Origin of the sequence: Vulcanococcus limneticus LL, from assembly GCF_002252705.1 — a bacterium.
GTDB lineage: Bacteria > Cyanobacteriota > Cyanobacteriia > PCC-6307 > Cyanobiaceae > Vulcanococcus > Vulcanococcus limneticus.
The window spans coordinates 1-22,020 of the sequence record NZ_NQLA01000046.1; the positions used below are offsets into that span (position 1 = coordinate 1).

At 66.0% G+C, this 22,020-nt stretch carries 25 protein-coding genes; 14 read left to right on the plus strand and 11 right to left on the minus strand.

Annotated features, from left to right (window positions below):
• Positions 1-600: 600 nt before the first annotated feature.
• Complete coding sequence (locus CJZ98_RS14115; RefSeq protein ID WP_232756487.1) at positions 601-1,344, minus strand: thermonuclease family protein; 744 nt, start codon at positions 1,342-1,344, stop codon at positions 601-603.
• Positions 1,345-1,618: 274 nt separating this feature from the next.
• Here CJZ98_RS14115 and CJZ98_RS14120 point away from each other — a divergent pair, with 274 nt between their 5' ends.
• On the plus strand, positions 1,619-2,188 hold the full coding sequence (locus CJZ98_RS14120; RefSeq protein WP_094591772.1) for a DUF4236 domain-containing protein: 570 nt from the start codon (positions 1,619-1,621) through the stop codon (positions 2,186-2,188).
• Positions 2,189-2,599: 411 nt separating this feature from the next.
• Here CJZ98_RS14120 and CJZ98_RS14125 read toward each other — a convergent pair whose 3' ends face one another.
• Positions 2,600-2,902 (minus strand): DUF1651 domain-containing protein, encoded by a 303-nt coding sequence (locus CJZ98_RS14125; protein ID WP_094591794.1) that lies wholly within the window; start codon positions 2,900-2,902, stop codon positions 2,600-2,602.
• A gap of 8 nt (positions 2,903-2,910) precedes the next feature.
• A complete protein-coding gene (locus CJZ98_RS19385; protein ID WP_255082635.1) occupies positions 2,911-3,033 on the minus strand; it encodes a hypothetical protein in 123 nt (40 codons plus the stop codon).
• A gap of 135 nt (positions 3,034-3,168) precedes the next feature.
• Here CJZ98_RS19385 and CJZ98_RS14135 point away from each other — a divergent pair, with 135 nt between their 5' ends.
• The 3 genes from CJZ98_RS14135 to CJZ98_RS14145 all read left to right on the plus strand — a co-directional run bounded on the left by CJZ98_RS14135 (position 3,169) and on the right by CJZ98_RS14145 (position 8,122).
• The gene (locus tag CJZ98_RS14135) at positions 3,169-5,154 is read left to right on the plus strand and encodes a monovalent cation:proton antiporter family protein (RefSeq protein ID WP_094591773.1); all 1,986 of its coding nucleotides are present in this window, start codon (positions 3,169-3,171) and stop codon (positions 5,152-5,154) included.
• Positions 5,155-6,448: 1,294 nt separating this feature from the next.
• Positions 6,449-7,414 (plus strand): SdiA-regulated domain-containing protein, encoded by a 966-nt coding sequence (locus CJZ98_RS14140; RefSeq protein ID WP_198537825.1) that lies wholly within the window; start codon positions 6,449-6,451, stop codon positions 7,412-7,414.
• 267 nt (positions 7,415-7,681) lie between these two features.
• Positions 7,682-8,122 (plus strand): MgtC/SapB family protein, encoded by a 441-nt coding sequence (locus CJZ98_RS14145; protein ID WP_094591795.1) that lies wholly within the window; start codon positions 7,682-7,684, stop codon positions 8,120-8,122.
• Between the two features lie 158 nt (positions 8,123-8,280).
• Here the strand turns inward: CJZ98_RS14145 and CJZ98_RS14150 are convergent, their stop codons facing one another.
• Positions 8,281-8,547, minus strand: a complete 267-nt coding sequence (locus CJZ98_RS14150; protein ID WP_094591775.1) for a galactose oxidase — start codon at positions 8,545-8,547, stop codon at positions 8,281-8,283.
• 129 nt (positions 8,548-8,676) lie between these two features.
• On the opposite strand from CJZ98_RS14150, the gene CJZ98_RS14155 reads away from it, so the two are divergent.
• The gene (locus tag CJZ98_RS14155) at positions 8,677-9,213 is read left to right on the plus strand and encodes an ankyrin repeat domain-containing protein (protein ID WP_094591776.1); all 537 of its coding nucleotides are present in this window, start codon (positions 8,677-8,679) and stop codon (positions 9,211-9,213) included.
• 188 nt (positions 9,214-9,401) lie between these two features.
• On the opposite strand, the gene CJZ98_RS14160 is transcribed toward CJZ98_RS14155, so the two are convergent.
• Positions 9,402-10,310: a cation diffusion facilitator family transporter gene (locus tag CJZ98_RS14160; protein ID WP_094591777.1), complete on the minus strand. Its 909-nt coding sequence runs from the start codon at positions 10,308-10,310 to the stop codon at positions 9,402-9,404.
• Positions 10,311-10,586: 276 nt separating this feature from the next.
• Here CJZ98_RS14160 and CJZ98_RS14165 point away from each other — a divergent pair, with 276 nt between their 5' ends.
• Entirely contained in the window at positions 10,587-10,988 is a 402-nt protein-coding gene (locus tag CJZ98_RS14165; protein ID WP_094591778.1) for a hypothetical protein, read from the plus strand.
• Between the two features lie 55 nt (positions 10,989-11,043).
• Here the strand turns inward: CJZ98_RS14165 and CJZ98_RS14170 are convergent, their stop codons facing one another.
• Together CJZ98_RS14170 and CJZ98_RS14175 are read right to left on the minus strand one after the other, a co-directional pair.
• On the minus strand, positions 11,044-11,382 hold the full coding sequence (locus CJZ98_RS14170) for a hypothetical protein (protein ID WP_094591779.1): 339 nt from the start codon (positions 11,380-11,382) through the stop codon (positions 11,044-11,046).
• Between the two features lie 160 nt (positions 11,383-11,542).
• Positions 11,543-11,872, minus strand: a complete 330-nt coding sequence (locus CJZ98_RS14175) for a hypothetical protein (RefSeq protein ID WP_232756488.1) — start codon at positions 11,870-11,872, stop codon at positions 11,543-11,545.
• Positions 11,873-13,306: 1,434 nt separating this feature from the next.
• On the opposite strand from CJZ98_RS14175, the gene CJZ98_RS14180 reads away from it, so the two are divergent.
• Positions 13,307-13,771, plus strand: a complete 465-nt coding sequence (locus tag CJZ98_RS14180) for a GNAT family N-acetyltransferase (RefSeq protein ID WP_232756489.1) — start codon at positions 13,307-13,309, stop codon at positions 13,769-13,771.
• Entirely contained in the window at positions 13,768-14,208 is a 441-nt protein-coding gene (locus tag CJZ98_RS14185) for a PPC domain-containing DNA-binding protein (RefSeq protein WP_094591782.1), read from the plus strand. Before CJZ98_RS14180 ends, CJZ98_RS14185 begins: the two co-directional genes overlap by 4 nt.
• Before the next feature lie 10 nt (positions 14,209-14,218).
• On the opposite strand, the gene aroE is transcribed toward CJZ98_RS14185, so the two are convergent.
• Both aroE and pdxH read right to left on the minus strand, forming a co-directional pair.
• The gene (aroE, locus tag CJZ98_RS14190; protein WP_232756490.1) at positions 14,219-15,067 is read right to left on the minus strand and encodes a shikimate dehydrogenase; all 849 of its coding nucleotides are present in this window, start codon (positions 15,065-15,067) and stop codon (positions 14,219-14,221) included.
• A 309-nt stretch (positions 15,068-15,376) separates the two neighbouring features.
• Complete coding sequence (gene pdxH / locus CJZ98_RS14195) at positions 15,377-16,048, minus strand: pyridoxamine 5'-phosphate oxidase (protein WP_232756491.1); 672 nt, start codon at positions 16,046-16,048, stop codon at positions 15,377-15,379.
• A 458-nt stretch (positions 16,049-16,506) separates the two neighbouring features.
• Here pdxH and CJZ98_RS14205 point away from each other — a divergent pair, with 458 nt between their 5' ends.
• The gene (locus CJZ98_RS14205; RefSeq protein WP_198537827.1) at positions 16,507-17,748 is read left to right on the plus strand and encodes an alpha/beta hydrolase family protein; all 1,242 of its coding nucleotides are present in this window, start codon (positions 16,507-16,509) and stop codon (positions 17,746-17,748) included.
• Positions 17,749-17,784: 36 nt separating this feature from the next.
• On the opposite strand, the gene CJZ98_RS14210 is transcribed toward CJZ98_RS14205, so the two are convergent.
• A complete protein-coding gene (locus CJZ98_RS14210) occupies positions 17,785-18,042 on the minus strand; it encodes a hypothetical protein (RefSeq protein ID WP_094591787.1) in 258 nt (85 codons plus the stop codon).
• A 439-nt stretch (positions 18,043-18,481) separates the two neighbouring features.
• Between CJZ98_RS14210 and CJZ98_RS14220 the strand changes: the two genes are divergently transcribed.
• Complete coding sequence (locus CJZ98_RS14220; RefSeq protein WP_094591789.1) at positions 18,482-18,682, plus strand: Nif11-like leader peptide family natural product precursor; 201 nt, start codon at positions 18,482-18,484, stop codon at positions 18,680-18,682.
• Positions 18,683-18,735: 53 nt separating this feature from the next.
• Here CJZ98_RS14220 and CJZ98_RS14225 read toward each other — a convergent pair whose 3' ends face one another.
• A complete protein-coding gene (locus CJZ98_RS14225; protein ID WP_094591790.1) occupies positions 18,736-19,533 on the minus strand; it encodes a DODA-type extradiol aromatic ring-opening family dioxygenase in 798 nt (265 codons plus the stop codon).
• 186 nt (positions 19,534-19,719) lie between these two features.
• Here CJZ98_RS14225 and CJZ98_RS18440 point away from each other — a divergent pair, with 186 nt between their 5' ends.
• The 4 genes from CJZ98_RS18440 (at position 19,720) to CJZ98_RS14240 (ending at position 21,940) form a co-directional block, all read left to right on the plus strand.
• Complete coding sequence (locus tag CJZ98_RS18440; protein ID WP_157911014.1) at positions 19,720-19,857, plus strand: hypothetical protein; 138 nt, start codon at positions 19,720-19,722, stop codon at positions 19,855-19,857.
• Positions 19,858-20,165: 308 nt separating this feature from the next.
• On the plus strand, positions 20,166-20,297 hold the full coding sequence (locus tag CJZ98_RS19390) for a hypothetical protein (RefSeq protein WP_255082631.1): 132 nt from the start codon (positions 20,166-20,168) through the stop codon (positions 20,295-20,297).
• Positions 20,298-20,492: 195 nt separating this feature from the next.
• Positions 20,493-21,302 (plus strand): BrxA family protein, encoded by an 810-nt coding sequence (locus CJZ98_RS14235; RefSeq protein WP_255082640.1) that lies wholly within the window; start codon positions 20,493-20,495, stop codon positions 21,300-21,302.
• On the plus strand, positions 21,299-21,940 hold the full coding sequence (locus CJZ98_RS14240; RefSeq protein ID WP_094591792.1) for a DUF1788 domain-containing protein: 642 nt from the start codon (positions 21,299-21,301) through the stop codon (positions 21,938-21,940). Before CJZ98_RS14235 ends, CJZ98_RS14240 begins: the two co-directional genes overlap by 4 nt.
• Positions 21,941-22,020: the final 80 nt, after the last annotated feature.

The following is a 22,020-nucleotide window of genomic DNA, read 5'->3' on the forward strand; positions in this document are numbered from 1 at the left end:
TGGCGCTGTTCTGTGCCCGGCCCCAGGGCCGCATCGACGACGCCGTCAGCCAGGGGCTCAGCATCCTGGCCGGGCTGGCGCTGGGGGGCTCGATGGGGAGCGATCGGGGTCGGGGGGAGCCGTGAGTCTCATCAGCTTGGTATTGCCGCAGAATGGGGATCCACCAAACCAATCCTTGGGACTTTTCTTGGGACAACTGAGCTGAGAGCTAGTCGTGGACAGGGAATCTCGGAATTGACACTCGGCTTTTAACCGATTGGTCCTGAGTTCGAATCTCAGGCGACCCATTTTTTGAAACACCTTGAACTGCAGGGGCTTCCCTGGTTTCGCAAGCGTGTTTAGGTTTCTGAAGGGTTGGTCCCGCCGGGAGGATTGGGTCCGGAGAGAGCCGACGAAGACCGCAGTTCTGCCATGTCCTCGGCATACCTGCCAGGGACTGCCAAGAGCGCAGGCTGTCTCATGGGCCCGTCTCATGTGGCATTGCGGGCGTTGATACCGGGAACCCTCCTGCCCATCGCCAGGGCTTCCGGCAGAAGCGGGAGGTGGTGTTGCTGCTGCGGCGCGCCAGCGGGTGTGGGTTGGGCTGTTGTGAAGAGAGTGTCAGCGGGGCAGGCGTTCGCAGGCCGCCCCGTCGCCGTCGCCATCGAGGTAGCTGTGGCCCTCACGCAGTAGTTGCTGGGCGAGGGCGTAAGAGCCGATCTCGCGGCAGCGGTAGCGACCGCCGCCGGCTGGGGTGGTGGTGCCTGCGGATTGGTCCGGGGTCGCCATGGCCGATGGGACCGGATTCCTGCCAGTGGGATTCAGGCCACTGGATCCAGAGGCTCCTGCACCAGGTTGTTGCCTGGCGCTTTTTCCCCGCCGGAAGTCCCACGGCCGGGTGATGCCGCCGGACACCTGCCAGATGCCATAGCGCCGGCGGGAAGCCCGATACTCCGCATCGAGATACTCGCGGGCGTTGCAGCCGGCCAGGACCTGGCGATAGGCAAAGGCCTGTCCGTCCTCCACCAGGGCCAGGTTGAGATTCACCCCGCCGATCACCTCGGCCACGGTGCGCCCATAGCGGTCGGTGCTCTGGGGGATCAGCCGCACGCTGCTGCCGATTTGCAGACGGATCTGGAGGTAATGGCGTGCCTGGGCTCCATAGGGGGCCTGGGCCATCTCCGGGGCGTCGATGCAGGCCAGCCGCACCGTCACCAGCCGGCCGGCCTGGCGGACGCGGATCGTGTCGCCATCACCGATCGACACCACCGTGGCCGCGCCGCCCAGGGGCTGGGCTGCTGATGGCACCGGGCTGCTCACCACCAGCAGGGCCGTGAGCAGCAGGGGCAGGGATGGCCTTGGCACTCCTGGAGTCTGACCTGAGGCCTCTGCTATGCAGTTTCTGCATCAATCTGCCGCAGCTGGCAGTAGCGGTCAGGCTGGAGATTGCTGCAGCCTGCAGGTGGTCTGGTCTGTCCTGGCGGTGGCGCTGCCGCCCAGTCTTTCGCTGGTTGGGAATGCCCTGCCCGAGCAGCCGGTCCGATCTCTTCCTCAGACCGCGAGCTGTCCCTATGGCTTCTATCGCTCCGGTGAGCGTTGATCACCGGATCCCCCAAATCCCCTGACCGCATCGCACCCCATGGGTTTCCGCTTCCGCCGCTCCGCCCGCCTGGGCCCCCTACGCTTCAACTTTGCCAAGGGTGGCCTGAGTTCCATCTCGGTCGGTGGCCGCGGGGCATCGTTCAACATCCCGGTCACCCGAGGCGGCGGTGCCCGCACCACCCTGGGGCTGCCGGGCACGGGTCTGAGCTGGAGTGTTGATCACGGTTCCGCCGCTCAGGCTCCAGCGGCTGCCCGCCAACCGGGTCTGGGCCCGGCGGCGGGACTGCCCAACAGCCGCCGTCTGCGCGCCGGCCAGCTGTCTGCCCTCAAGCAGGACCTGTTTGCCCTGCTCCAGCGGCAGCTTTTCTCGACCGGATCCGCCGGGCAGCAGCTGTGGGAGCTGGGCCTGGTGAGCCGTCTGCTGGCCGATGGCTCCCTCGGGGCGCGCGCGACCGGCCTGCTGGCGGTGATCGAAACGCCGGAGGCCCTGGAGGGCTACCTGCTGCGGGCCCAGGGCCAGGACGACGCCAAACGCCGCGCCCAGCGCTGCATTGAGGCGGTGCAGGAAGCCTCACGCCTGGCGGCGGCGCGGGGCTGGTTGGACTGACAGACGAAACCCCCGAGGTTGGCCCCGGGGGTCGTGATGTCATCACGCTGGAGCGTGGGATGGGCTTGTGAAGCGGCTGGCGTTGGCACCTGGGGCCGAGCAATCCAGGTGTGGGGCAGCTGGTTCTCCGGAAGGCACCTGAGGCGGTGCGGATGGAGTGTCGACGGTTCAGACGAACATTCGGTGTCTGAACTGACGACCCGCCCACGGATGGGTGAAGACTGTTGGAGCAGGGGCCTGCGGTCAGCGTTGCTTCTAAGCGTGCTGAGGTGGGGTGTCAGCCATCGATGGCTCCTCCCTGGGTTGATGGACTCAGATTCGCTCCGCCAGCAGCTCCGCACAATCGGCCATTACACGCATTGCCCTGGGCTGCAGAGGGGGAGCAGCGTGGATCGTTTGGGCTGCTTCTCCTCACGCCAAAGGCGGTGGCGGCAGATGCCACTGGGGTGCACAGGCCCGCCAGCCCTCCTGCCGCTTCTGGCGCCAGAGCGCGATCGCCTGCTCGCGGGTGAGTTCCTTGTGGTTCTTGAGTAGCGGTACGGGCTGATCCGGCAGCAGCTCGCCGCTGGTCACCTCCAGCCGCTGGGTCCAGCGGTCCCAGAGGGTGGGCCGAAAGTGCAGCACATGGCGGCCGTCGCTGAGCCAGCCCTCCCTGGGGGACAGCGGCGGCCGCTTACTCGCCCCAGCGCTCTGGCCCCTGGTGCTCGTGCCCATGGCACTGGTCATGCCCCTTCCGGCGCCCAGCCCTTCCGGCGCACCATCTCATCGGTCCAGCCCGGGCAGCGGCGGGTGAGGTGCTCGCCGTGGGCGATCAGGCCGCGGTGCAGCTGGCAGGGGACGAGCATGGGATACGGCAGACCTCACCGACCGCCAACCACTCCGACACGTGATGCTCGCTGTCTGCTGACCCAGGTGAGATAGGCGCTTAAGTCGTGCTACTGGGCGGTAGCTTGCGCACTCTGCTGCGGAGCTTGGCGGTTATGCAGAGCCTGTTGCTGGATCTGGTCACGATCTTCGCCTTGTCGGTCACCGCTGCGGTGGTGTGCCATCGCCTGCGGCTGCCCTCGGCGATCGGGCTGCTACTGGCCGGGGTGATCGCCGGACCCCATGCGCTGCAGTTGGTACGCAATGCCCACGAGATCGAGTTGCTGGCCGAGATCGGGGTGGTGCTGCTGCTGTTTGTGATTGGACTGGAGATTTCGATTGCTGATCTGGAGCGACTGAAGCGCTTCTTCGCGATCGGCGGTACGGTCCAGCTCTTCGGCACTGCGGCCGTTGTCACCCTGCTGCTGCCTCTCACGGGCCTGGTGCCGCAGCAGAGCGTCTATCTCGGTTTCGTGGTGGCGCTTTCGAGCACGGCAATCGTGCTGCGGCTTCTGCAGGACCGAGGCGAACTGGAAACCCCGCATGGCCGCTCGATTCTCTCGATCCTGATCTATCAGGACATCGGCGTGGTGCCGGTCATGCTCACCGCACCGCTGCTGGCGGGGATGGCGGGACTGGCTAGCAAGGGCGGCGGCGGCGGCGGCCTGGCCGATCTGGGCGCACTGCTATTCAAGGTGCTTCTGGTGGCGGCCTTCTGCTACAGCGCCTACCGCTGGATCGTGCCCTGGGTGCTGGAGTGCATCACCCGCACCCGCAGTTCCGAGGCTTTTCTCCTGGGGGTGTTCATGCTCTGTGTGGGCATTGCTGTGCTCACCCAGACGCTCGGCCTTTCACTGGCGCTTGGGGCCTTTCTTGCGGGCTTCATCCTTTCGGAATCCGACTATTCCCATCAGGCGGTTGCGGTGATGCTGCCGTTCCGCGATGTGCTGATGAGCCTGTTCTTCATTTCGATCGGCATGCTTCTCGATTTGAAGGTCCTGGCTGGCAATCTCGGTCCGATGCTGCTGCTCACGGCCGTCGTGCTGCTGATCAAGCCGCTGATCGCCGCCTCCGCCTCTCTGGCTGTGGGACTGCCCTTGCGCCAGGCCGTTCTCTCCGGCATGGCCCTGGCCCAGGTGGGTGAGTTTTCGCTGGTCGCCACCAAGGCGGGTGTCAGCGCCGGCCTGCTCTCGCAGGAGGTGTTTCAGAGCGTGCTGGTGGTGGCCGTTCTGAGCATGCTGGCCACACCGCTGTTGATCCAGGCCGCCCCGAAGCTGGCGGAGCAGCTGGCCTCCACGCCGCTCGGCCGCTGGAGCGACCGCCGCACTCGGCAGGGGCTCGCGGGCACGGCGCCGCAGGAGGCCCCCAGCGTGCTGATCGTGGGTTTCGGTGTGACCGGCCGCAACCTGGCCGCCAGCTGCCGGCGCTGTGAGGTGCCCTATGCCGTGGTTGAGCTCAATAGCGCCCTCGTGCGGAATGCCCGCAGCGAAGGCCTGCCGATCTACTACGGCGACGCCAGCCAGCCGGCCATTCTCGAGCTGGTGCGGGCCCATCAGGCCCGGGCGATCGTGGTGGTGATCGATGATCCCGGCGCTGCTCGGCGCATCGTGGAGCTCGCCCGACGCCTTGCACCGGGTGCTTTCATCCTGGTCCGCACGCGCTACCTGCGGGAGGTGGAGCCCCTCACCCAGCTGGGGGCCGATGAGGTGATCGCCGATGAGCTGGAGGTGTCGATCGAGGTCTTCTCCCGCGTACTGGCCCGGATGCTGGTGCCACGTGAGCGGATCAAGGAGTTGATCGGCGATGTGCGCGGCGACTGGCGACGGATGGCTCGCAGCCTGGCGCCGGAGGCGACCAGGGTGCATGACCTGAGGGTGGTGTTGCCTGATCTCGTGACCCACAGCATCCCCCTACGCGAGGACAACCCCTGGGTGGGTCAGACCATCGCCTCCAGTCGCCTGCGCGATGACCATGGGGTGATGGTGCTGGCCGTGCAGCGCTCCGGGGCGACCCTGGCCAATCCCCGTGGCGATGTGAAGCTGCAGGCGGGGGATGTGTTGTTTATCATCAGCCCGGTGCAGTGGGATCCAGTTCTGAGCTGACAAGCGGCGATCGACACATCAGGATCGGGGCTGCCTGCGCCAGCAGCACGACGAGGCTCTGTGCCGCTCGTTCCGTCATGAAGGGCCGTCACCGCTGGTAACGAGGGATGTTGATCCCGCTGCCGCTCTTGCTGTCTCCAGCCGCCGGATCCATCGTGATGCCAACGGGATTCGGAGGCTCCGCTGATGGACGACACCCCCCCTGAGCACCAGCCAGGAGTGCGCTGACGATCCGGCCCCTGCTCCAACGTTCAGAACAAGATGTGACGTTCCAGGCGTGTCGCTGGTCTGTCTGAACAGCCCTGTCGCCGTCCTCTGCACCGCCTCAGGTGCCCCGGACCCAATGGAACGTCCCCCTAGACACCTGGCCCCAGGTGCCAGCGCCAGCGGCTCTGCCCACAACTGAAAACACCTGATCCGAACACGATCAACCGACCGCACAGCTGCGCCCGACCCCCTTGGGACGGCACCACGGCTGAGCAGACAAGCGCCTGGGGTCAACGCTCCGGGCTTTGTTGTGGGGGTGGGCTATGCCATGAAGAAGGGCCCCCTGTGCTGAGGGCCCTTGCACCAGTTGCGGGAGCTGTTGGTGAACCCCCGGTCGGGTGTCTACCTATGGACTAACCCATCTGATCCGGGGTGTCAGTAGGGCAAACCGCCGCTCCCACTTCGCCCCACCCACGGCTCTCCTCTCCACTGCGGCTCGCAGACCCGCCAGCCCTCCTGCCGCTTCTGGCCCCGGAGCACGATTGCCTGCCCTCAGCTGAGTTCCTTGCGGCTGATGGGCAGGGTGTCTTCCATCACGGCGCTCGAGGCCCACACGGCCATGAGGACCCAGCAGGTCCTCAACCAACCCGCCGTGCAGTCAGGCCTCAAGGACATCCTGCTCAACTACGCCGGACTAATGGAGGCTCTCAGGCAGCGGGCGGCAGAGCAGGCCTGAAGTGAAGACATGAATACGGCCTATCCAATGGCGCTAAATTACTTGCATGCAGTCGTCAGGTAAGATGACGTTGGAGTTGAGACTCAGCAGCTAGATCCACCCAAGGAGCCAGCCCCCGATGGCAGTCCTGCGAGCTCCTGCCTCATAACAGCACCCATCCTGTAGTTCGCCATCAATTGGTTTGCATTGATGAATCATGGGCAGCAGGCAATTCCGCCATGCGAAGCCATCAGCGCCTCTCCAGCTACACATGGTTCTACTAAGATGTAGGAGGGTAGATCATGTCCAAATCCAACACTCGCCTTGGCTGGACAGTTGTCTGCGAATTCGCCGCGTAGTTGACGTGTAGGCTTGATCAATCCCAGCCATGCTGGCTTGACAGAAAAGATCACTACCAGTCACCGGCCGCTAAAGGGCATGGCCCTGGCATTTGCCCTTGGCTGTGGACTCATGGCCGTAATCGCCTGGTTCCCTAGGCGTCTCTGGAGCTACTGGACCTTCGAGGCGGCTTCTGGGGCTGGCAGCACTGGCTATGTCGTCCTCCAGGAGGGGCTGGCTCTTCAGGGGATTCGTCGTAATATCTCGGGCCTCACTTACAGCGCGGCCACCAATACGCTGTTCGCGGTACTGAATGGACCAAGGCGGGTGGTGGAGATCGGTCCCTGTGGCCGAGTCCTCAGAATCCTGCCGACCACCTTTGGGGACGATCTTGAGGCGATCAGCCACGTCTCCGGCGATCTGTTTGTGATTGCCAGTGAAAAGGGAAATGTCATCTGGGGTACGCGCCTGAATTCGACCACCCAGCAGGTCAAGCCGCTCTCCTCCCACACTCTTGCCATCTCGTTCAACCGCAGCAAGAACGAGGGAATCGAGGGCCTGTCCTGGGATCATCGCGGCAATCGGCTGTTCTTGGCCAATGAAAAGAACCCACTGCAGATCGTAGAGGTGAGTGGGTTTGATCGTCTGATGCTTGCGCAGCCAACCAGCTTGTCATTTTCGATCTGGAACCCCAGCCAATCCCTGGCTGATCTGGCGGGTGATGTGTCTTCGATTTCCTTTAATGAGAGCTGGAATGCCATGGCATTCCTCAGCGATGAATCTCGGCGTGTCTACCGATTTGACGACAAAGATCATCCTTCGTTGCTGCTGCGCCTACAGCGTGGTCATCATGGGCTTGAGTCGGATGTCGCTCAACCTGAAGGCCTGGCGTTTGGGCCGGATGACAGCATTTATGTTGTTGCTGAGCCGAATCGCTTCTACCGTTTTGCTCCCAGCAAGCCAGGAATTGACCGCGCGCACGTTTGTGCCAAACCTTAGATCCATCGATCCGTCGCGATGATCCAAAGCCCATGCTCTGGGCCGCGCGGGGGGCGGGTCTGGGCCCACTCCGGGGGCACCTCAGGTGGGTTGGTGGAGTGTGAATCAGCTCAGACCGTCTGGTCCGGAACGGTTCCCTTGTGGATGGGCACTGGCCTTGATCCTTCGAAGAGCCTGCCGACCGCTGCCATGGGGTGTCCCCGCGCACGGACAGAATCCCCGAGGGGGGTGATGGTGGCCGATTGGTTGCTGGAGAGGTTGTCGCCCATGGCCTATGCCGATCCCTCCCATCTGTTCTTCTCACCAGACGACTGGGGCGAAATCTTCTTCCGCATCGGCCTGGCGGTTCTGGCGGGCGGTGCCGTGGGCATCAACCGTGATCGGGTCAAGCGCCCCGCTGGTCTGCGCACCTACATGACCGTGAGCGTGGGCTCGGCCTTCTTCGTGATGCTGATCCTCCAGGCCGGGGTGGACTTCAACGCCACCAACGCCCTCAGCCGTACCGTGCAGGGCATCACCACCGGGGTGGGCTTCATTGGCGCCGGGCTGATCTTTCAACAGCAGAGCGAGCACAGCAGTGCTCCGATCAAGGGCCTCACCTCGGCGGCGGCCCTGTGGCTCACGGCCAGCCTGGGCACGGCGGCCGGCTGCGGGCTCTGCCGATTGTCAAGGCGGGGGGTGATTCCTCCGCGCTGCCCTGAGGCCTGATCACTGGCGCCGGCAGAAGCGGAACACCAACGCCTGCTTCGGCCCGCCAGGGGTGTGGTGAGGTTCCCACTCGTGGCCAGCAATCGCAACTGAGCCCCCTTCTTTGGAGGAGAGTGGCGGCCGTTTGCTGGCGCCTGCGGTCTGGCTCGTGGCGCTGGTCATGACCCTTCCGGCGCCCAGCCCCGCTGGCGCACCTGGTCGTCGGTCCAGCCGGGGCAGCGGCGCGTGAGGTGCTCGCCATGGGCGATCAGGCCGCGGTGCAGTTGGCAGGTGAGCAGCGGGATGCAGCTGGCGCCGGCATGGTGGCGAAACCAATGGCAGGTCATGCAGACCTGGCGGCTGCGGCTCTGTGCGAGAACGGCCTGATCGAGGTAGGGCCAGTCGTCGACGCAGGGCTCGGCGGAGAGGGGAAGCGGAAGGACCACGGCGACACCGAGATGCGTACACCTGTACTAGCAGGGAGGTGCCCCGTTGTCACCCCGGTGGGTCGCTGTCGCCTTCTGGGAGGGCGGGGCCCATACCATTGGGATCGGGAATCAGGCTCCAGCTGAGCAGTGGCAGAAGCTCGCAAGTCCGTTGAAGAGCACTATGCCCAGGCCAAACGGGGGAACTGGGACCTTGTCCTTGGCGTCTGGCAGTCAGACCAACGCTTTGCAGGCGGGTGCAGTCGCTACCAGAACCCCTTCTCGGGGTGGACCTTTCTGCACCAGGCGGCCCGCTCGGGCCAGGAAGCAGCCTGTCGCCAATTGATTCGTCTTGGTGCTTCCTTGGGAACACGCACCTATGCGAATGAAACGGCAGCAGATATTGCGGCCAGGCAGCATCACCACCACCTGGTGAGCCTGCTGAAGCACGCCGATCTGGGTGAGGAGCGAGAGTCGCTCTGGAGCCCTCCGAGGGATCCTGCCTTGCAGCCAAGCAGCAACCTCTGGGATGAAGCACAGGAGCGACGGGCAACCCAGGCTATGCGCGTCGTCTATGGCGGCGTTGTGATCACGATTCCGGCCGGCTCGCGCTACTACGTCGATTCCTTTGAGCGTGTCTTAATCGGCTTTCACGGCACCTACGACCCACCATCCGACATGGGCTGACGATCCATGGTCTGATTGCCGCCTGGCGCTGCCGATGTCGTCCACGAGTTCGGCGGTGCTGGTGCAGGTGGTGAGAGGCATGGGCAGGTCTTTGGCGCTGTGCCCGCCCTCAGGGACTGCCACGCAGGTCAGTCACGCAGGTCAACACCCCGTCAGAGCCGCTTAGCCAGAGCACTCGTTTCGGGTTGTCAGCTCTCCTCCCAGCGGAATCCTTGATCGTCCCATGAGCTTGGATCTTCAAGGGGTTCGAGATGGGTCAGAACATGGGTTCGAGTCAGAGTGGCCGCAATCTCTTTCTCAATTTGCTCGCATAGGTCATGGCCGGCCTGTACGGTCCAACGACCTGGAACCAGGACATGGAGGGAAACGAATCGCCGTGAACCGGCCACACGCGTCCTCAGGGCATGAAAGCGGATGTCCTCCGTTTCGTAGGAAGCAAGCACTTGCTCCAGCACGCGATGGTCGTCGTCTGATAGTGAACGATCAAGCAGGCCTGATGCGGTCTCATGGAAGAGCCTCCAGCCAGTGATGATGATATTCAGTGCCACGGCGATCGCGATCAACGGATCGAGGATCGTCAGCCCTGTCACCTTCACAAGCCCAATGCCCAGAACGACGCCGAATGAAGTCCAGACGTCTGTGAGCAGATGATGGGCATCGGCCCGCAGGGTGATCGAGTGAAAGCGCTTGGCAGCTCTCAGAAGCACCCATGCCACCAGACCATTCAGCGCCGTTGCCAGCAGGGAGATGGCAAGACCGATACCCAGTTGTTCAAGAGGCTGGGGCTGCTGCAGCCGCCCGACGGCGGCGAAGATAATGGCGAGGGCCGCCGCGACGATCAGTACACTTTCAAGGCCGCTTGAGAAGTACTCAGCCTTGAAATGGCCGTAGTGATGGTTGCGATCGGCTGGTTTGGCGGCGAGGGTGAGTGCCCAGAAGGCACCGATCGCGGCCACAAGATTCACCCCTGATTCCATCGCGTCGGACATCAGGCCCACCGATCCCGTGAGCCGCCAGGCCCATGTCTTCAGCAGGATGGTTGCCACTGCCGCTGCCACCGAGAGCAGCATGTAGGAACGGGGGGAAGCAAGCAGCATGGGGGTGCGAGGCAGGCAGGCCCCGGGCTCAGGACTTCTGCTGGCCAACAACCTAGGGGGCAATCATTGTCTCCATGCCCTCTGGGTCCGGCCTGGTTGCTGCTTACGGCCCAGAGCTGGCTCGATCTGATCGCACGGGCCGATGCCGCCATGGAGGGCCGCCAGGTGACAGGGCCGCGACCAGGTGCAGGCGATTGGGGGCGTGGGAAACGGGGCGTGGCGAGGTGAGCCCAGATCCCCTGATGATGGTGGCGTCCCCACCATGCCCACGCCCCGGTGCTGCGCTTGCTCCGCCCCCTGCTGCTCCTGTCGGTGCTGACTGGCGTAGCCCAGGCCGCTCCCTTCAGCTACGACCCTGTGTCGTTCGCCGGCTTCGCCAACCAGACGTTCAAGAAGAAGGGCGAGCCGATCTTCGTGCGCAACCTGGGCACCTGCCTGCGGGAGGGCAAGGACCGCACCGGTTTTCGCTGCCTCAGCGGTGAGCTGCTTGAGGACGTGCCGCAGAAGCAGGGTCGCAACTTCTGCAAGCTCGATGCCATCTGGTACGTGCCCTTCAGCAGAACTGTTCAACATCGAACCGCCAGCTGTCAGTTCAAGGGCGACCAGCAGCGGATGATCGAGGGCGGCAAGCTGCTGCTGCGCAAGGGGCTGGAGCAGCTGGAGAACAACGGCCAGTAGGCGAGATGGGGTTGGGGCGTAGGCCTTGGTCCCCCAGGTTGGGGTTCCCCCGAATTCAGGACTTGACCACCTGGAGCACCCTGGCCGGGTGACCATAGGAAGCAGCGACAGTGCAGCGCAGCTGGCTCTGCAGTTCCAGCCGATCTGTGGCGCGCCACCAGTGGAAGCGGTGCACTTCATTGCCCTGCCAGAGGAATCCCTCGGCGCAGCCCAGCTGGTGGTTCCAGCGCCAGTCCACCAGGGCGACCAGTCCGTTGCCGCAGCGCCGTAGGGCGCGCTCCAGGTCCCGCAACACAGGGGCAGGGCGCAGGCGATCGCAGCATTGGCCGACCAGGGGCGGCGCAACGGGCTGATCGAGCACCCAGGCGATGGTGTGCTGCAGAGCCCGTGCCAAGGCCGGGGGAGCGAGTCGTTGCGGCATCCAGTGCGTCGTGGCTGGTGAAGTCACCTCACCATGCAGAACGGACAGCCCTGATGAAAACACCGGCGTCACAATGTGTAGGGTGAACGATGTAGTACGCCATAGGCGGTATGGCGGTTGTTGTTGTTTCGTTTCAGCGGAGTGCCATGGTCTGACGCACCGGCCCATCGCGATCCGATCGAAAGCGGATGACCGCCTGGTCACCCAGGCGGATCAACCCCGCCAGCACCTGTTCCAGGGCCTGTCGGCTGAGCGGTGCCCCACGGCCCATGCCCTCACGGCTGCTCACCAGGACCCCCACCTTGCCTGGGTGGCTGAGCTCCAGCAGCACCTGCACGCTCAGGCCGCTGGAGCCTGTGTTCAGGACCAGTGTGGCGTTGCGGGCATCCAGCCAGCTCAGGGTGCCCCCCAGCTCGAGGGCCAGGTCTTGGAGGCCAGCGCGCAGCGCCTGATCACCTGGCATACCAGCAAGATGCGCTTCCAATCGGGCCACACGTCACAGACCGAGGACGCGTGATTCTGCCGGAGTGGGCCTCAGTTTGGCGCGGCAAAGATCGATGGCCACGGAGCAAGATCCGACGGGTATGCCCTGTCTGGGGTAGGAGCTGGATGGAATCAATCTGGGCTCAAGGGCCACGATCCTGCACCCCAGCTCCGCAAACGACAGCGTGGCCGTGCCCGGTCCACAGCCCACGTCCAGCAGGGTGGATGAAGCCGTCAAGCCGGCCCGGCTACCAGTGACTGCGCTGCTCCACCCCAGGCTGGCCCAGCAGCCATGCCGCCGCCGCCCAGATCGGGCATGGGATCGATTGCGTCCATTGCGGTGACCAAGGCCAGCTCGCGCCTTCGGGCGCGCGGCTCCCTCGGGCCCACCTGGAGTGGTGGGTTGGGGCCTGGCCGGTTCGGCGGGGTCCTGGATGGCCTCGGACCGGTGCGGTAACCCTCCCCTGGGAGCCTTGACTCTCCACTCGACTGGAGAGTGCATGGTTGGGTTGTGGGCGGGGCTGAGGCCCCTCCCGCGATCCACAAGACCATCCCCAACCAGGAGAATCACCATGGCTTGCACCTGTTCCACCCCCCTCACCCAGCCCGCCCCCTGCCCCTGTGGTTGCGGCTGCTCCAGCAGCTGTTCGTGCTCAAACGGTGGTGTCTGCGACTGCGGTTGCAGCTGCGCCGCCGAGCGCACCGGCACGAACGGCTGAGGCTGGTTCCACTACAACAAAGGGCCGCAGATGCGGCCCCTTCTCTGTTGACGTCAACCGGCCGAATCCGGGCTGCAGAACTGCTCCACCCTTTGCCGCAGCGACCACGCGGTGTACGGAAACAGGCACGTCTGAGCCACACCAGAGCCTGGGATGCGACGTATCTTGAGGTTGAGGGGGGAGCCGGTAGCCAACCCGGGCCCCGCCCTCCACAAGAGTCCGGCCAGGGATCACCCGAGCCGGTGCGGAACGCGGAGGACCGCCCAACAGGCGAGGCAACAAACGTGACCTTGGTGGCGCAGCCCGAACGCCATCCCGTAGCAGCAGACAGCCAGACGCCACAACGGATTCCCGCGTGTAGATCCCCGGGCTGCATAACCCGGGCCGGGATCACAGCCGAGAAGGTCAAGCCTTGAGCATCGCTTCTCACAGACGTGATCCTTTTCCTTCCCTGCCAGGCCCCAGACAGGCGATGCGTGAACCCCAGACACCCGACCCGATCCAGCTCCCCACGCCGAGGCTGTGATCCGCGACCGGTGCTAAGGCGCCCCCCACGGGGCGCCTTCCCATGGGGGATGCAGAACACCGCAGCAGCGCGGTGGGCGAGACAATCGCCGTGCTGCTGCACCCCATCCCTGGCTCCGCCCTCCACGCCACCGCAGATCCGGCCCTACGAGCCGGCCGACTGGCCGGCGGTGTGGGCCCTGCTGGAGCCGGTGTTCCGCGCCGGTGAAACCTTTCCCCACGACCCCTCCATCCCCGAAGCAGAGGCCCGGCTGTCCTGGGTGGAGCAGAGCCAGGCGGTGATGGTGGCCGTGGACGCCGGCGGGACCGTGGTGGGCAGCTACTACCTCAGGCCCAACTCCCTCTGCCTCGGCGCCCACGTGGCCAATGCGGGCTACGTGGTGGCCGCGCACTGCCGCCGCCAGCGGATCGGCAGCCGGCTGTGTCAGCACTCCCTGCAGGCGGCCCGGCGGCTCGGCTTTCGGGCGATGCAGTTCAACCTGGTGGTGAGCACCAACACCGCCGGCATCCACTGCTGGCAGCAGAACGGCTTCCAGATCGTCGGCACCCTGCCCGGGGCGTTCCGCCACAGGCAGCTGGGCTATGTCGATGCCCTGGTGATGGTGCAGCGGCTGGTGGAGGGGCAGGAGCGATGAGGGTGGTGCCGCTGCGGCTGCAACCCGGAGAGGATCTGCGCCTGGCGCTGCAGGCCTGGATGGGGCAGCAGCACGAGCAGGCCGGCTGCGTCATCAGCGCCGTCGGCAGTCTGTCGGTGGCCCAGCTGCGCTTCGCGGGGGCGGCCGAGGCGACAACGATCCGCGGCGACCTGGAGATCCTCAGCCTGGCCGGCACGCTCTCGCCCGATGGCGCCCACCTGCACACCGCTCTGGCTGACTCCAGCGGAGCGGTGGTCGGCGGTCACCTCGGCGTTGGCTCGCTGGTGCGCACCACCGCCGAGCTGGTCCTGGGCCTGCTCCCGGAGTGGCAGTTTCGGCGCCAGCTGGATCCCACCACCGGCTACGCCGAGCTGCAGATCCGGCCGAGTGCCGCCAGGCCGGGCGGGGGACGCGATCCTCAGGTCCCAGGCCCGTGACCCGTTCCCCTCACTCGCCGAGGGCAGCCGCCACGGCGCGCTGGAACACCGTCTCCTCCGGGCTGATGCCCGTCCAGCGCTCGAAGATCTGCATCGCCAGCTGCACCAGCATCTCCACCCCATCCACGATCCGGCAGCCCCGCTCTCGCGCTGTGGCCAGAAAGGGCGTGATCCTGGGGTTGGTGATCACATCCACCACCGCGCAGCTCGGATCCACCGTCTCCCAGCGCACCGGCACGGCTTCCAGCTCGGGCGCACAGCCCAGGTGGGTGGCATTCATCAGCAACGTGGTGCCTTCCGGCACCTCCACCTCCGGCTGCCACGCCTGCCAGCTGCAGGGCACGCCACTGGCCCGTTGCACCAGTTCCGCCACCTCCCGCCCCTGGGCCTCGCGGCGGGTCACCAGGGTGATCTGGGCGGCACCGGCCCAGGCGAGTTCCACCGCCATCGCCCGACCGGCTCCACCGGCCCCGAGCATCACCACCCGCTGGCCGCGCAGCGGCACCACCTTCTCGATCGCCTTGACGACCCCCTTGCCGTCGTTGTTGTGGCCGATCAGGCGACCCTGCTCGATCGTGATGTAGTTGGCGGCCCCGATGGCGCGCACATCGTCATCGACCGCATCGAGCAGGGGCATCACCGCCACCTTGTAGGGCACGGTGACGCACATGCCGCTGTAGCCGAGCGGCACCAGGGCGGCGACCGCCTTGGCCAGGTCGGCCTCGGTGGCGATGTCGTTCTTCCAGAACTGCCAGGGCAGGTTGTAGTGGGCAAACACCGCATCGAACATCCGATCGATCGGGTTCTCGGCCACCGGATGGCCCAGCATCCCGGTCATCTGCTTCTGGGGAGGGATCACGGGAATCGCTGGCGGCTTCTCCCAGCTTGGCCAGGCTGGCCAGCACGGGCCAGGCGCCACTGCAGGGTTCAGGCCACAAGCTCTGGCTGCGGCCGGGGCTCTCCTGGTGCCCGCAGCAGGTTCAGCAGACCAGGGGTAAGCCAGGGATCGACCGGCTCACACGTCGGCGAGGTCGCGGTGGTCGCCACGGCCAGCGGTGCCATGGATCCACTGAATCGCTGCCAAACGGGCCAAGCCACAACACCGGTGGGACCAGGGTGGAATGGTCAGTTCAGCGCCCTGATCAACAGCCGCTATTCGTCCGAGTGGTCAGGGGGCGAGCCTCTCGATGATCCAAGCGGCTGTCCCGATTCCGACCTGGCCTGAAGGCCCTGCGTTGCGTCGGTAACGGAAGCGATCGTGCAGGCGGTGTTCGCCCCCCTGCCAGAACTCGAATTCCTCCGGCTCCACCCTGTAGCCGCCCCAGCCCCCCGGCAGGGGCACCTCACCATCGGCGAAGCGCTGCTTGATGTGCTGCCACTGCATCTCCAGGATCTTGCGGGAGCTGATCACGCTGCTCTGCTGCGACACCCAGGCCCCCAGGCGACTGCCAACCGGCCGCGACACGAAATAGGCCAGGGACTCGGCCGTGGAGATGCGGGTCGCCCGGCCGAGAATCCCCACCTGGCGCTCGAGGCCGTACCAGGGAAACAACAGACTCACCTGGCCGGTGGCCTCGATTTCGCTGGCCTTGCGGCTGCCGTAGCTGGTGAAGAAGACAAAGCCCCGTTGATCAAAGGCCTTGAGCAGCACGGTGCGGCTGCTGGGGCGACGCCCATCGCTGGTGGAGAGCACCATGGCGTTGGGCTCAAGCAGCTCGGCGCTGCGGGCCTGCTCAAACCAGTGACGGAACTGCTCCACCGGGTCGTCGTGGAGGTCCGTGCGGCGCAGGCCTTTGAGGCTGTAACTCCGGCGCAGCTGGGAAAGGTCGTAGGTGGCCACGGTCAGTTGCCGACGCTGCCATCCTCGCCAGCCCTGGGCTTGCGGCCAAGCACCCGCACCACGGCACTGTTCCCGCGGTGGTCAGGTTCTCGCCGAGGGTCACGCTGGCCAGATGGAGGTCTGCGGCATCGCTGCTCTGCAACCAGGCGAGCACGGCGCCACGGGGGCGTGGCCGCGCGGCGGCACCAAAGCCTCGATGCGGGCCCTTGTGGCCCTAGCAAATCACGCTTCTGCGGACCGATCCAGGCTGGAGATCAGCCATCACGAACTCCCCATGCTGCGCATCCACGGCGACCGCCCCAGTCTCCTGGCTGTGCTCACCGCCCATGGGGCGGAGCAGCAGCTGCAGATCCGGAAGCCGCTGCGGCCGGCGCCAAGGACGCTGAAACCCCCCATCCCAGCCGGACCCGTTTGAGCGGGGAGAACGCCGAAGTCCTCGGTGATGATGCAGAGCATGCTTGGTCCGCCTCGCTCGACGGCAGGACATCCTCTGGATGGGCATCTTCTTTCAAGACCCGCTCTTTGAGCGGTTTGCAGTCCGCGCCCTGTCGCACGCGCTCTATGGGGGAGCTGATTTCGGCGAGTGCTTCGTCACGGCTGCGCAGATCACGCCCGCGAATCCGGACAGTTGGTATCGGGCCTGGACCGCCACCGCCGATCGCGTGTTTCAGATCGCCGAATCGTGTGATGCGGCCGGCCGCTCGGTGAGCGCCCGCGAGGCCTACCTGCGGGCCAGCAATTACTACCGCACGTCCTATCTGCCGCTCTTCGGTGCGCCTGTGGAGGCCCGGCTGGTGGAGGCCTTCGATCGGGAGGCCGAGGCGTTCGCCCGAGCAGCCGTGCGCATGTCACCGGCCGTGGAGGCCGTGGAGATCCCCTACGAGGGCACGAGCCTGCCCGGCTACTTCCATCGTGCCGATGACACGGGCCAACCGCGCCCCACGCTGATCGCCACCAACGGCTACGACGCCACCGTGCACGAGGCGCACTTTGCCCATGCCGTGGCCGCCGTGCGCCGCGGCTACCACTGCCTCAGCTTCGACGGCCCCGGCCAGGGCCGACCCCTGATCCACCAGGGCCTGGTGTTCCGCCCCGACTGGGAGGCCGTGGTGCGTCCGGTTGTCGACTACGCGCTCACCCGCCCGGAGGTGGACCCACAGCGGATCGCGCTGATCGGCTGGAGTTTCGGCGGCTATCTGGCGCCCCGCGCAGCCAGCGGTGAGCACCGCCTTGCTGCCTGCATCGCCGATCCCGGCCAGTGGGATCTGCTCGAGGCGCTGCGGGCGAACCTGCCGCTCCCCCCTGCCGTGCGCGAACGGCTGCCCGAGATCGCCCCCGCCGATCTGGAAGCCCTGCGGGGCCAGATCCGCTCCAATCCATCCCTGAACTGGACCTTTCAGCGGGCCCTCTGGGTGCATGGCCTCGATTCCCTCGCCGATTACTTCCGGATCGCCGGCGACTACAGCCTCAGGGAGCGCGCGGAACAGATCCGCTGCCCCACGCTGGTGACCTGGGCGGAAGGCGATCCGATCGCACGCTTCGCGGAGCAGCTGCATGCCGCGCTGCAATGTCCCCGGACGCTCGTGCGCTTCACCGCTGCCGAGGGGGCCGGCGGCCATTGTGAGGAGACGGCGCGCTCGCTGTTTCATCAGCGTGCCTACGACTGGCTGGACGGCGTGTTCGCCAGCCCTCCGCACTGATCCGTGCATGGCTGGTGAGCACGCGTGGAGTGGCGTTCAGAGGCCCTCGCAGTGCTGCACCGCCTTGAGATCGATCAACTTGCCAGGACCGTCCTGGCCTGTCAGGTTGCTGGCCTGCCTCAGGGCTACCTGGGCATCGATGCACTGGTTGTAGCGGTGCGCCTTGACGGCTCCAGGAATTTGCAGCAGGGCAATGGCCAACAGGCTGATGGTGCTGAGGGCCGCCAGAACCGGGTAGGCATGGGCCCGCACCATCTCTCGGGCCGTGAGCTGTTGCTCGCTGTGATCGCTCATCGGCATCCATCACCTTCTCCCAGGATGCCTTGAGGTCGACCGCATCGATCCAACGGAAGCGGGGCCTGATCGTCTCGTCGTGGGGCACCACGATCACGCTGGTGCCGAGGCGTGTCGCCTCCCTGGTGCTGTCGTGCCACAGTGCCCTCCTGTGGATCCTGCGCAGTCAGCAGAGCCAGCCGACTGCGCGCTTCTGGGGCGATCATCGCTGCAGGCAGCACTCCACTTCCGCCCTCCGCACCAAGCGCGGCTTTCGCTTGTTGCTGAAGAGCACCAGTCCGTCCCTGATCCGGTCTGTAGTCCGCTCTCCCAGCACCGGCAGTCCGAGCCCCAGCTGATCGAGCAGCGCCGTGGCCTGGGACGGGCCTCTCTGTGACCTGCGGAACCTGGCGACGGCTCTACGGATCCGCGATCCTGCAGCTACCGGTGGGTTGTGCCGATGAGCTGGCCAGAGCTGGAGCGCCTGGTGGCCGATGCTGAGACCAGTCCCGCGCTGCGGCGTGCCCTGCGCCTTTGCCGGACCCGTGGGGAGTTGATCCTGACGGCCCGGCGGCTGGGCTATCGCCTCTCGCGGCTGGATCTGCAGCGGGCCCAGGCGGAGGACCTGCTGGAGGAGCAGGTGACGGCTTCTGCCGGTTGAGGAACGCGCTGGTCTGCAGGCCTGGATTGGGCTGGGATGAAACCCCAGAGGGCTCAGACGGTTTGCTCAAAGACGTAGCTGTCCATGGTGATCACGTGGTCGCTGATGCCGCGATGGATCGCCCGGGCCCGGGCCCCTTCCCCGGCTGCACCGATGGCGGTGAACAGCGGCAGCAGGTGCTCGTCGCGGGGGTGCGCCCGCTCGGCATCGGGCTGGCGGTCGCGGTAGTGCAGCAGTGCTTCCACCTGCCCACTGCTCAGCTGCACGTCGACCCAGTCGGAGAAGCGCTGGGCGTAGCTGGTGTCGACGGCAGCGCCGCGGCTGGCCTGCTGCCAGTCGCGCAGGTTGTGGGTGACGTTGCCGGAGGCCACAATCAGCCAGCCCTGCTCCGCCAGCGGTGCCAGCGCCTGGCCGACGCGGTGGGCGTGCTCCGGTCCGCCGTGGTGCTGGATCGAGAGCGGCACCACGGGCACATCCGCCGCGGGGAACAGATAGCGCAACGGCACCCAGGCCCCATGGTCCAGCCCGCGCTCAGGGTCAGTGTTCACCGGCAGGCCCGCGGACTGGAGAGCCTCCACCACCTGCCGCGCCCCCTGGGGGCTGCCGCTGGCTGGGTACTGGATGGCGTAGAGGGCCGGATCAAAGCCCCCGAAGTCGTGGATGGTGTCCAGCTGGCTGGCCGTGCTCACCGTCGCCACATCCGTCTCCCAGTGGGGACTGATCACCAGCACCGCCTGGGGCCGCTGCAGGGTCGTGGCGAGCTCGGCCAGCGCCGCCCCTGCGGCACCGGGCTGCAGGGCAAACAGTGGTGAGCCGTGGGCCACGAACACCACCGAGGCTGAGGTGGTCACACCGCTCCTTGCACCTGAGGCCAGTCTGGGGGCCAGAACGGGGCGCAGCAGATCGGCTGGGACACAGCGGGAACGGTGCGATCGATGGTCGCGGTTGTGCCATTGGTTGCCCGCCGCTGTCGCTTTCGTCGATCGCTGATCGGGCCAGTCAGATCAGGCTGGTGGGCAGCACTTTCAGCCACCGCCATGCTCCGCATCCACGGCAACCGCGACAGCCTGCTGGCAGCCCTGGCCGCCCACTGGGCCGACCAGCAGCTGCAGATCCCGACGCCGCTCAAGCCTGGGGTGCAGCCGATCCGCCGCCGGCCTCGGCCGTTGCGCTGACCTGGCAGGAATCGAGCGGCCGGGCCTCAGCTCGCCCGGATCAACTGCTGGTGCAGGGCGGCTGGGCCTGTTGCAGGAGGCCATGACCGTCAGCGGGGACTGGGACAGCGCTGCAGGGCCCATTGGCAGGCGCGACAGCGGTTAGTTCCTCTCTGAAGGGCCTGTCAGTGCCCCGAGGATGCTGGCTACGGCTGTACAGGTCCACGATCCTGCTGGAACCGGTGGATTGCGCCGATGAGCTGGCCTGAACTGGTGCGCCTGGTGGCTGACGCCGAGGCCGATCCCGCCCTGCGGCGTGCCCTGCGCCAGTGCCGCACCCCCGGGCAGCTGCTCCTGATGGCCCGCGGCTGGGCTACTGCATCTCCCGCCTGGATCTGCTGTCGGCCCAGGCTGAGGACCTGCTGGAGGAGCGGGTACTGGAGGCTTCCGCAGGTCGGTGAGGTTGCCTGCTGGCTATGGCTGACGCGGTGATGCCATCGGCCTCAACCGGGGATAGAAACCGCGATTCAATGCAATTTCTGCATAGCTCTGGTTTTTCGCAGGAGATAGCCGGTGCACTGGGCGGATCGGCCATAGGTTGAAGGCCAGATCGCTTGCAGGGGCTCGCCTTCTTGGCTCCCAGAACAGCAGAACGGGTGCCAAGATCAGCCCAGGATTTCCCGTTGGACCACTTGGCGACTGCGGCCGGGGCAGCCCCGAAGTACTGCCTGAGCTTCACCGCCGCCAGTCTCCGGCCTGAACTGGCGACCGTGATCGCCGGCATCTATCTCGAGCAAGGCGACTGGGGGCGCACGAAGGCCGTGGTGCTGGGATCCAACGCTCTGCAGGCCCGATCGGCCAGCTCGGCCAAGCGGCTGGAATCGGAGTTGCGCCAGAGGCTGCAGCGGCTGACCACCCCCCAGCTCGAGCTCCTGGCGAAGGGCACCCGCGACGAGCGCACCGCCATGGCCTGGCTGGCGGTCCTGAAGCGCATCCAGATCGCAGCCGACGTGACCCAAGAGGTGCTGACCGGAAAGCTCAGCAGCCGTGACCCCGTGCTGCGCCGTTCGGACATGGCGGCCTTCTATGAGGCCACCGAGCGCGACCATCCCGAGCTTGGGGCCTTGGCGCCCTCGTCGCAGCAGAAGGTGCGATCGGCCTTGCTGCAGATGCTCCGGGAAGCCGGGTTACTGGCCGGTAAGGCGGGCAAGGGCGGCACGCTCGGCACCGTGCAACGCCCACTGGTGTCACCTCAGGTGCAGGAGCTGTTGGAGGACGACGATCCCGCCCTCCTGGAGGGTTTCCTGCTTAGCCCCGCTGCACGGCCGGCCAAGGCTGGCAAGACCAAGGCCCCAGCGAAAGCCAGCGCAAAGCCAGCGCCGAAGCCCGCAGCCAACACTGCGGTGAAAGCTGCTCCCAAGCCTGCGGCCAAGAAGACAAGCGCTGCCCGGAGGAAGACGGCATGAGCAGCAGCGTGACCGGCCTCGACAAGCGCCTGCAGGAGATCCTCACGCGCCCGGACTTTCTGGAGATGCGAGGCGTGGCCAAGGAGGTGCCGATCTTCATCCAGACCTACAGCCCAGCCGATGAAGACCCGCTGCGGGTGGTGGTCAAAGGGGCTGAACAGTTCCTTCGCAAGCAGGGCCTGCGGGTGAAGCACGTGGATCTGTTCGAGCTGGTACTTCAGCTGCTGGAGGCCAAGGATCTCGACGACAGGAATTATTTGGAGGTGGTTCTCCAAGACGAAGCGACGTGGAGCAAGAGCGACCTGTTGGGCACCCTCAAGAACGTGGCGGAGCCCACCTCTGCCCTGGTGCCCAAGCTGATGGAAGCACTGGGGGATGACGCTCAGATCAGCCTGATCACCGGCTCGGGTCGGGTGTATCCCTTCCTGCGCACCCACACGATCATCGAAGCACTGCAACCGGCGATGGTGCGCCACCCGGTGGTGATCTTCTTCCCCGGCGAGTACTCCCAGGACGCCGACGGCGGCTCCTACCTGCGCCTGTTTGGCACCAGCACCGCCAGCAAGATCGAAAACCCGCATTACCGCGCTACCAACCTCGACTACTTCGACATCAAGAGCTCACTTGATTACCCATAAGGCTCCGCGACCCTGAGATCCCTTTCGGTGCAAGGCATACAGCAACAGACTGCATTGGCGATCCGTTCGGTCATCGCCGC

Coding starts and splice junctions, on each gene's coding strand:
- CJZ98_RS14185 (WP_094591782.1), top strand. CDS start 13,768: ATGAGGGTGGTGCCGCTGCGGCTGCAACCCGGAGAGGATCTGCGCCTG.
- CJZ98_RS14210 (WP_094591787.1), bottom strand. CDS start 18,042: ATGAGCGATCACAGCGAGCAACAGCTCACGGCCCGAGAGATGGTGCGG.
- CJZ98_RS19385 (WP_255082635.1), bottom strand. CDS start 3,033: ATGCTCGTCCCCTGCCAGCTGCACCGCGGCCTGATCGCCCACGGCGAG.
- CJZ98_RS14120 (WP_094591772.1), top strand. CDS start 1,619: ATGGGTTTCCGCTTCCGCCGCTCCGCCCGCCTGGGCCCCCTACGCTTC.
- CJZ98_RS14125 (WP_094591794.1), bottom strand. CDS start 2,902: ATGGGCACGAGCACCAGGGGCCAGAGCGCTGGGGCGAGTAAGCGGCCG.
- CJZ98_RS14135 (WP_094591773.1), top strand. CDS start 3,169: ATGCAGAGCCTGTTGCTGGATCTGGTCACGATCTTCGCCTTGTCGGTC.
- CJZ98_RS14145 (WP_094591795.1), top strand. CDS start 7,682: ATGGCCTATGCCGATCCCTCCCATCTGTTCTTCTCACCAGACGACTGG.
- CJZ98_RS14220 (WP_094591789.1), top strand. CDS start 18,482: ATGAGCTGGCCAGAGCTGGAGCGCCTGGTGGCCGATGCTGAGACCAGT.
- CJZ98_RS14175 (WP_232756488.1), bottom strand. CDS start 11,872: ATGCCAGGTGATCAGGCGCTGCGCGCTGGCCTCCAAGACCTGGCCCTC.
- CJZ98_RS14240 (WP_094591792.1), top strand. CDS start 21,299: ATGAGCAGCAGCGTGACCGGCCTCGACAAGCGCCTGCAGGAGATCCTC.
- CJZ98_RS14160 (WP_094591777.1), bottom strand. CDS start 10,310: ATGCTGCTTGCTTCCCCCCGTTCCTACATGCTGCTCTCGGTGGCAGCG.
- CJZ98_RS18440 (WP_157911014.1), top strand. CDS start 19,720: ATGCTCCGCATCCACGGCAACCGCGACAGCCTGCTGGCAGCCCTGGCC.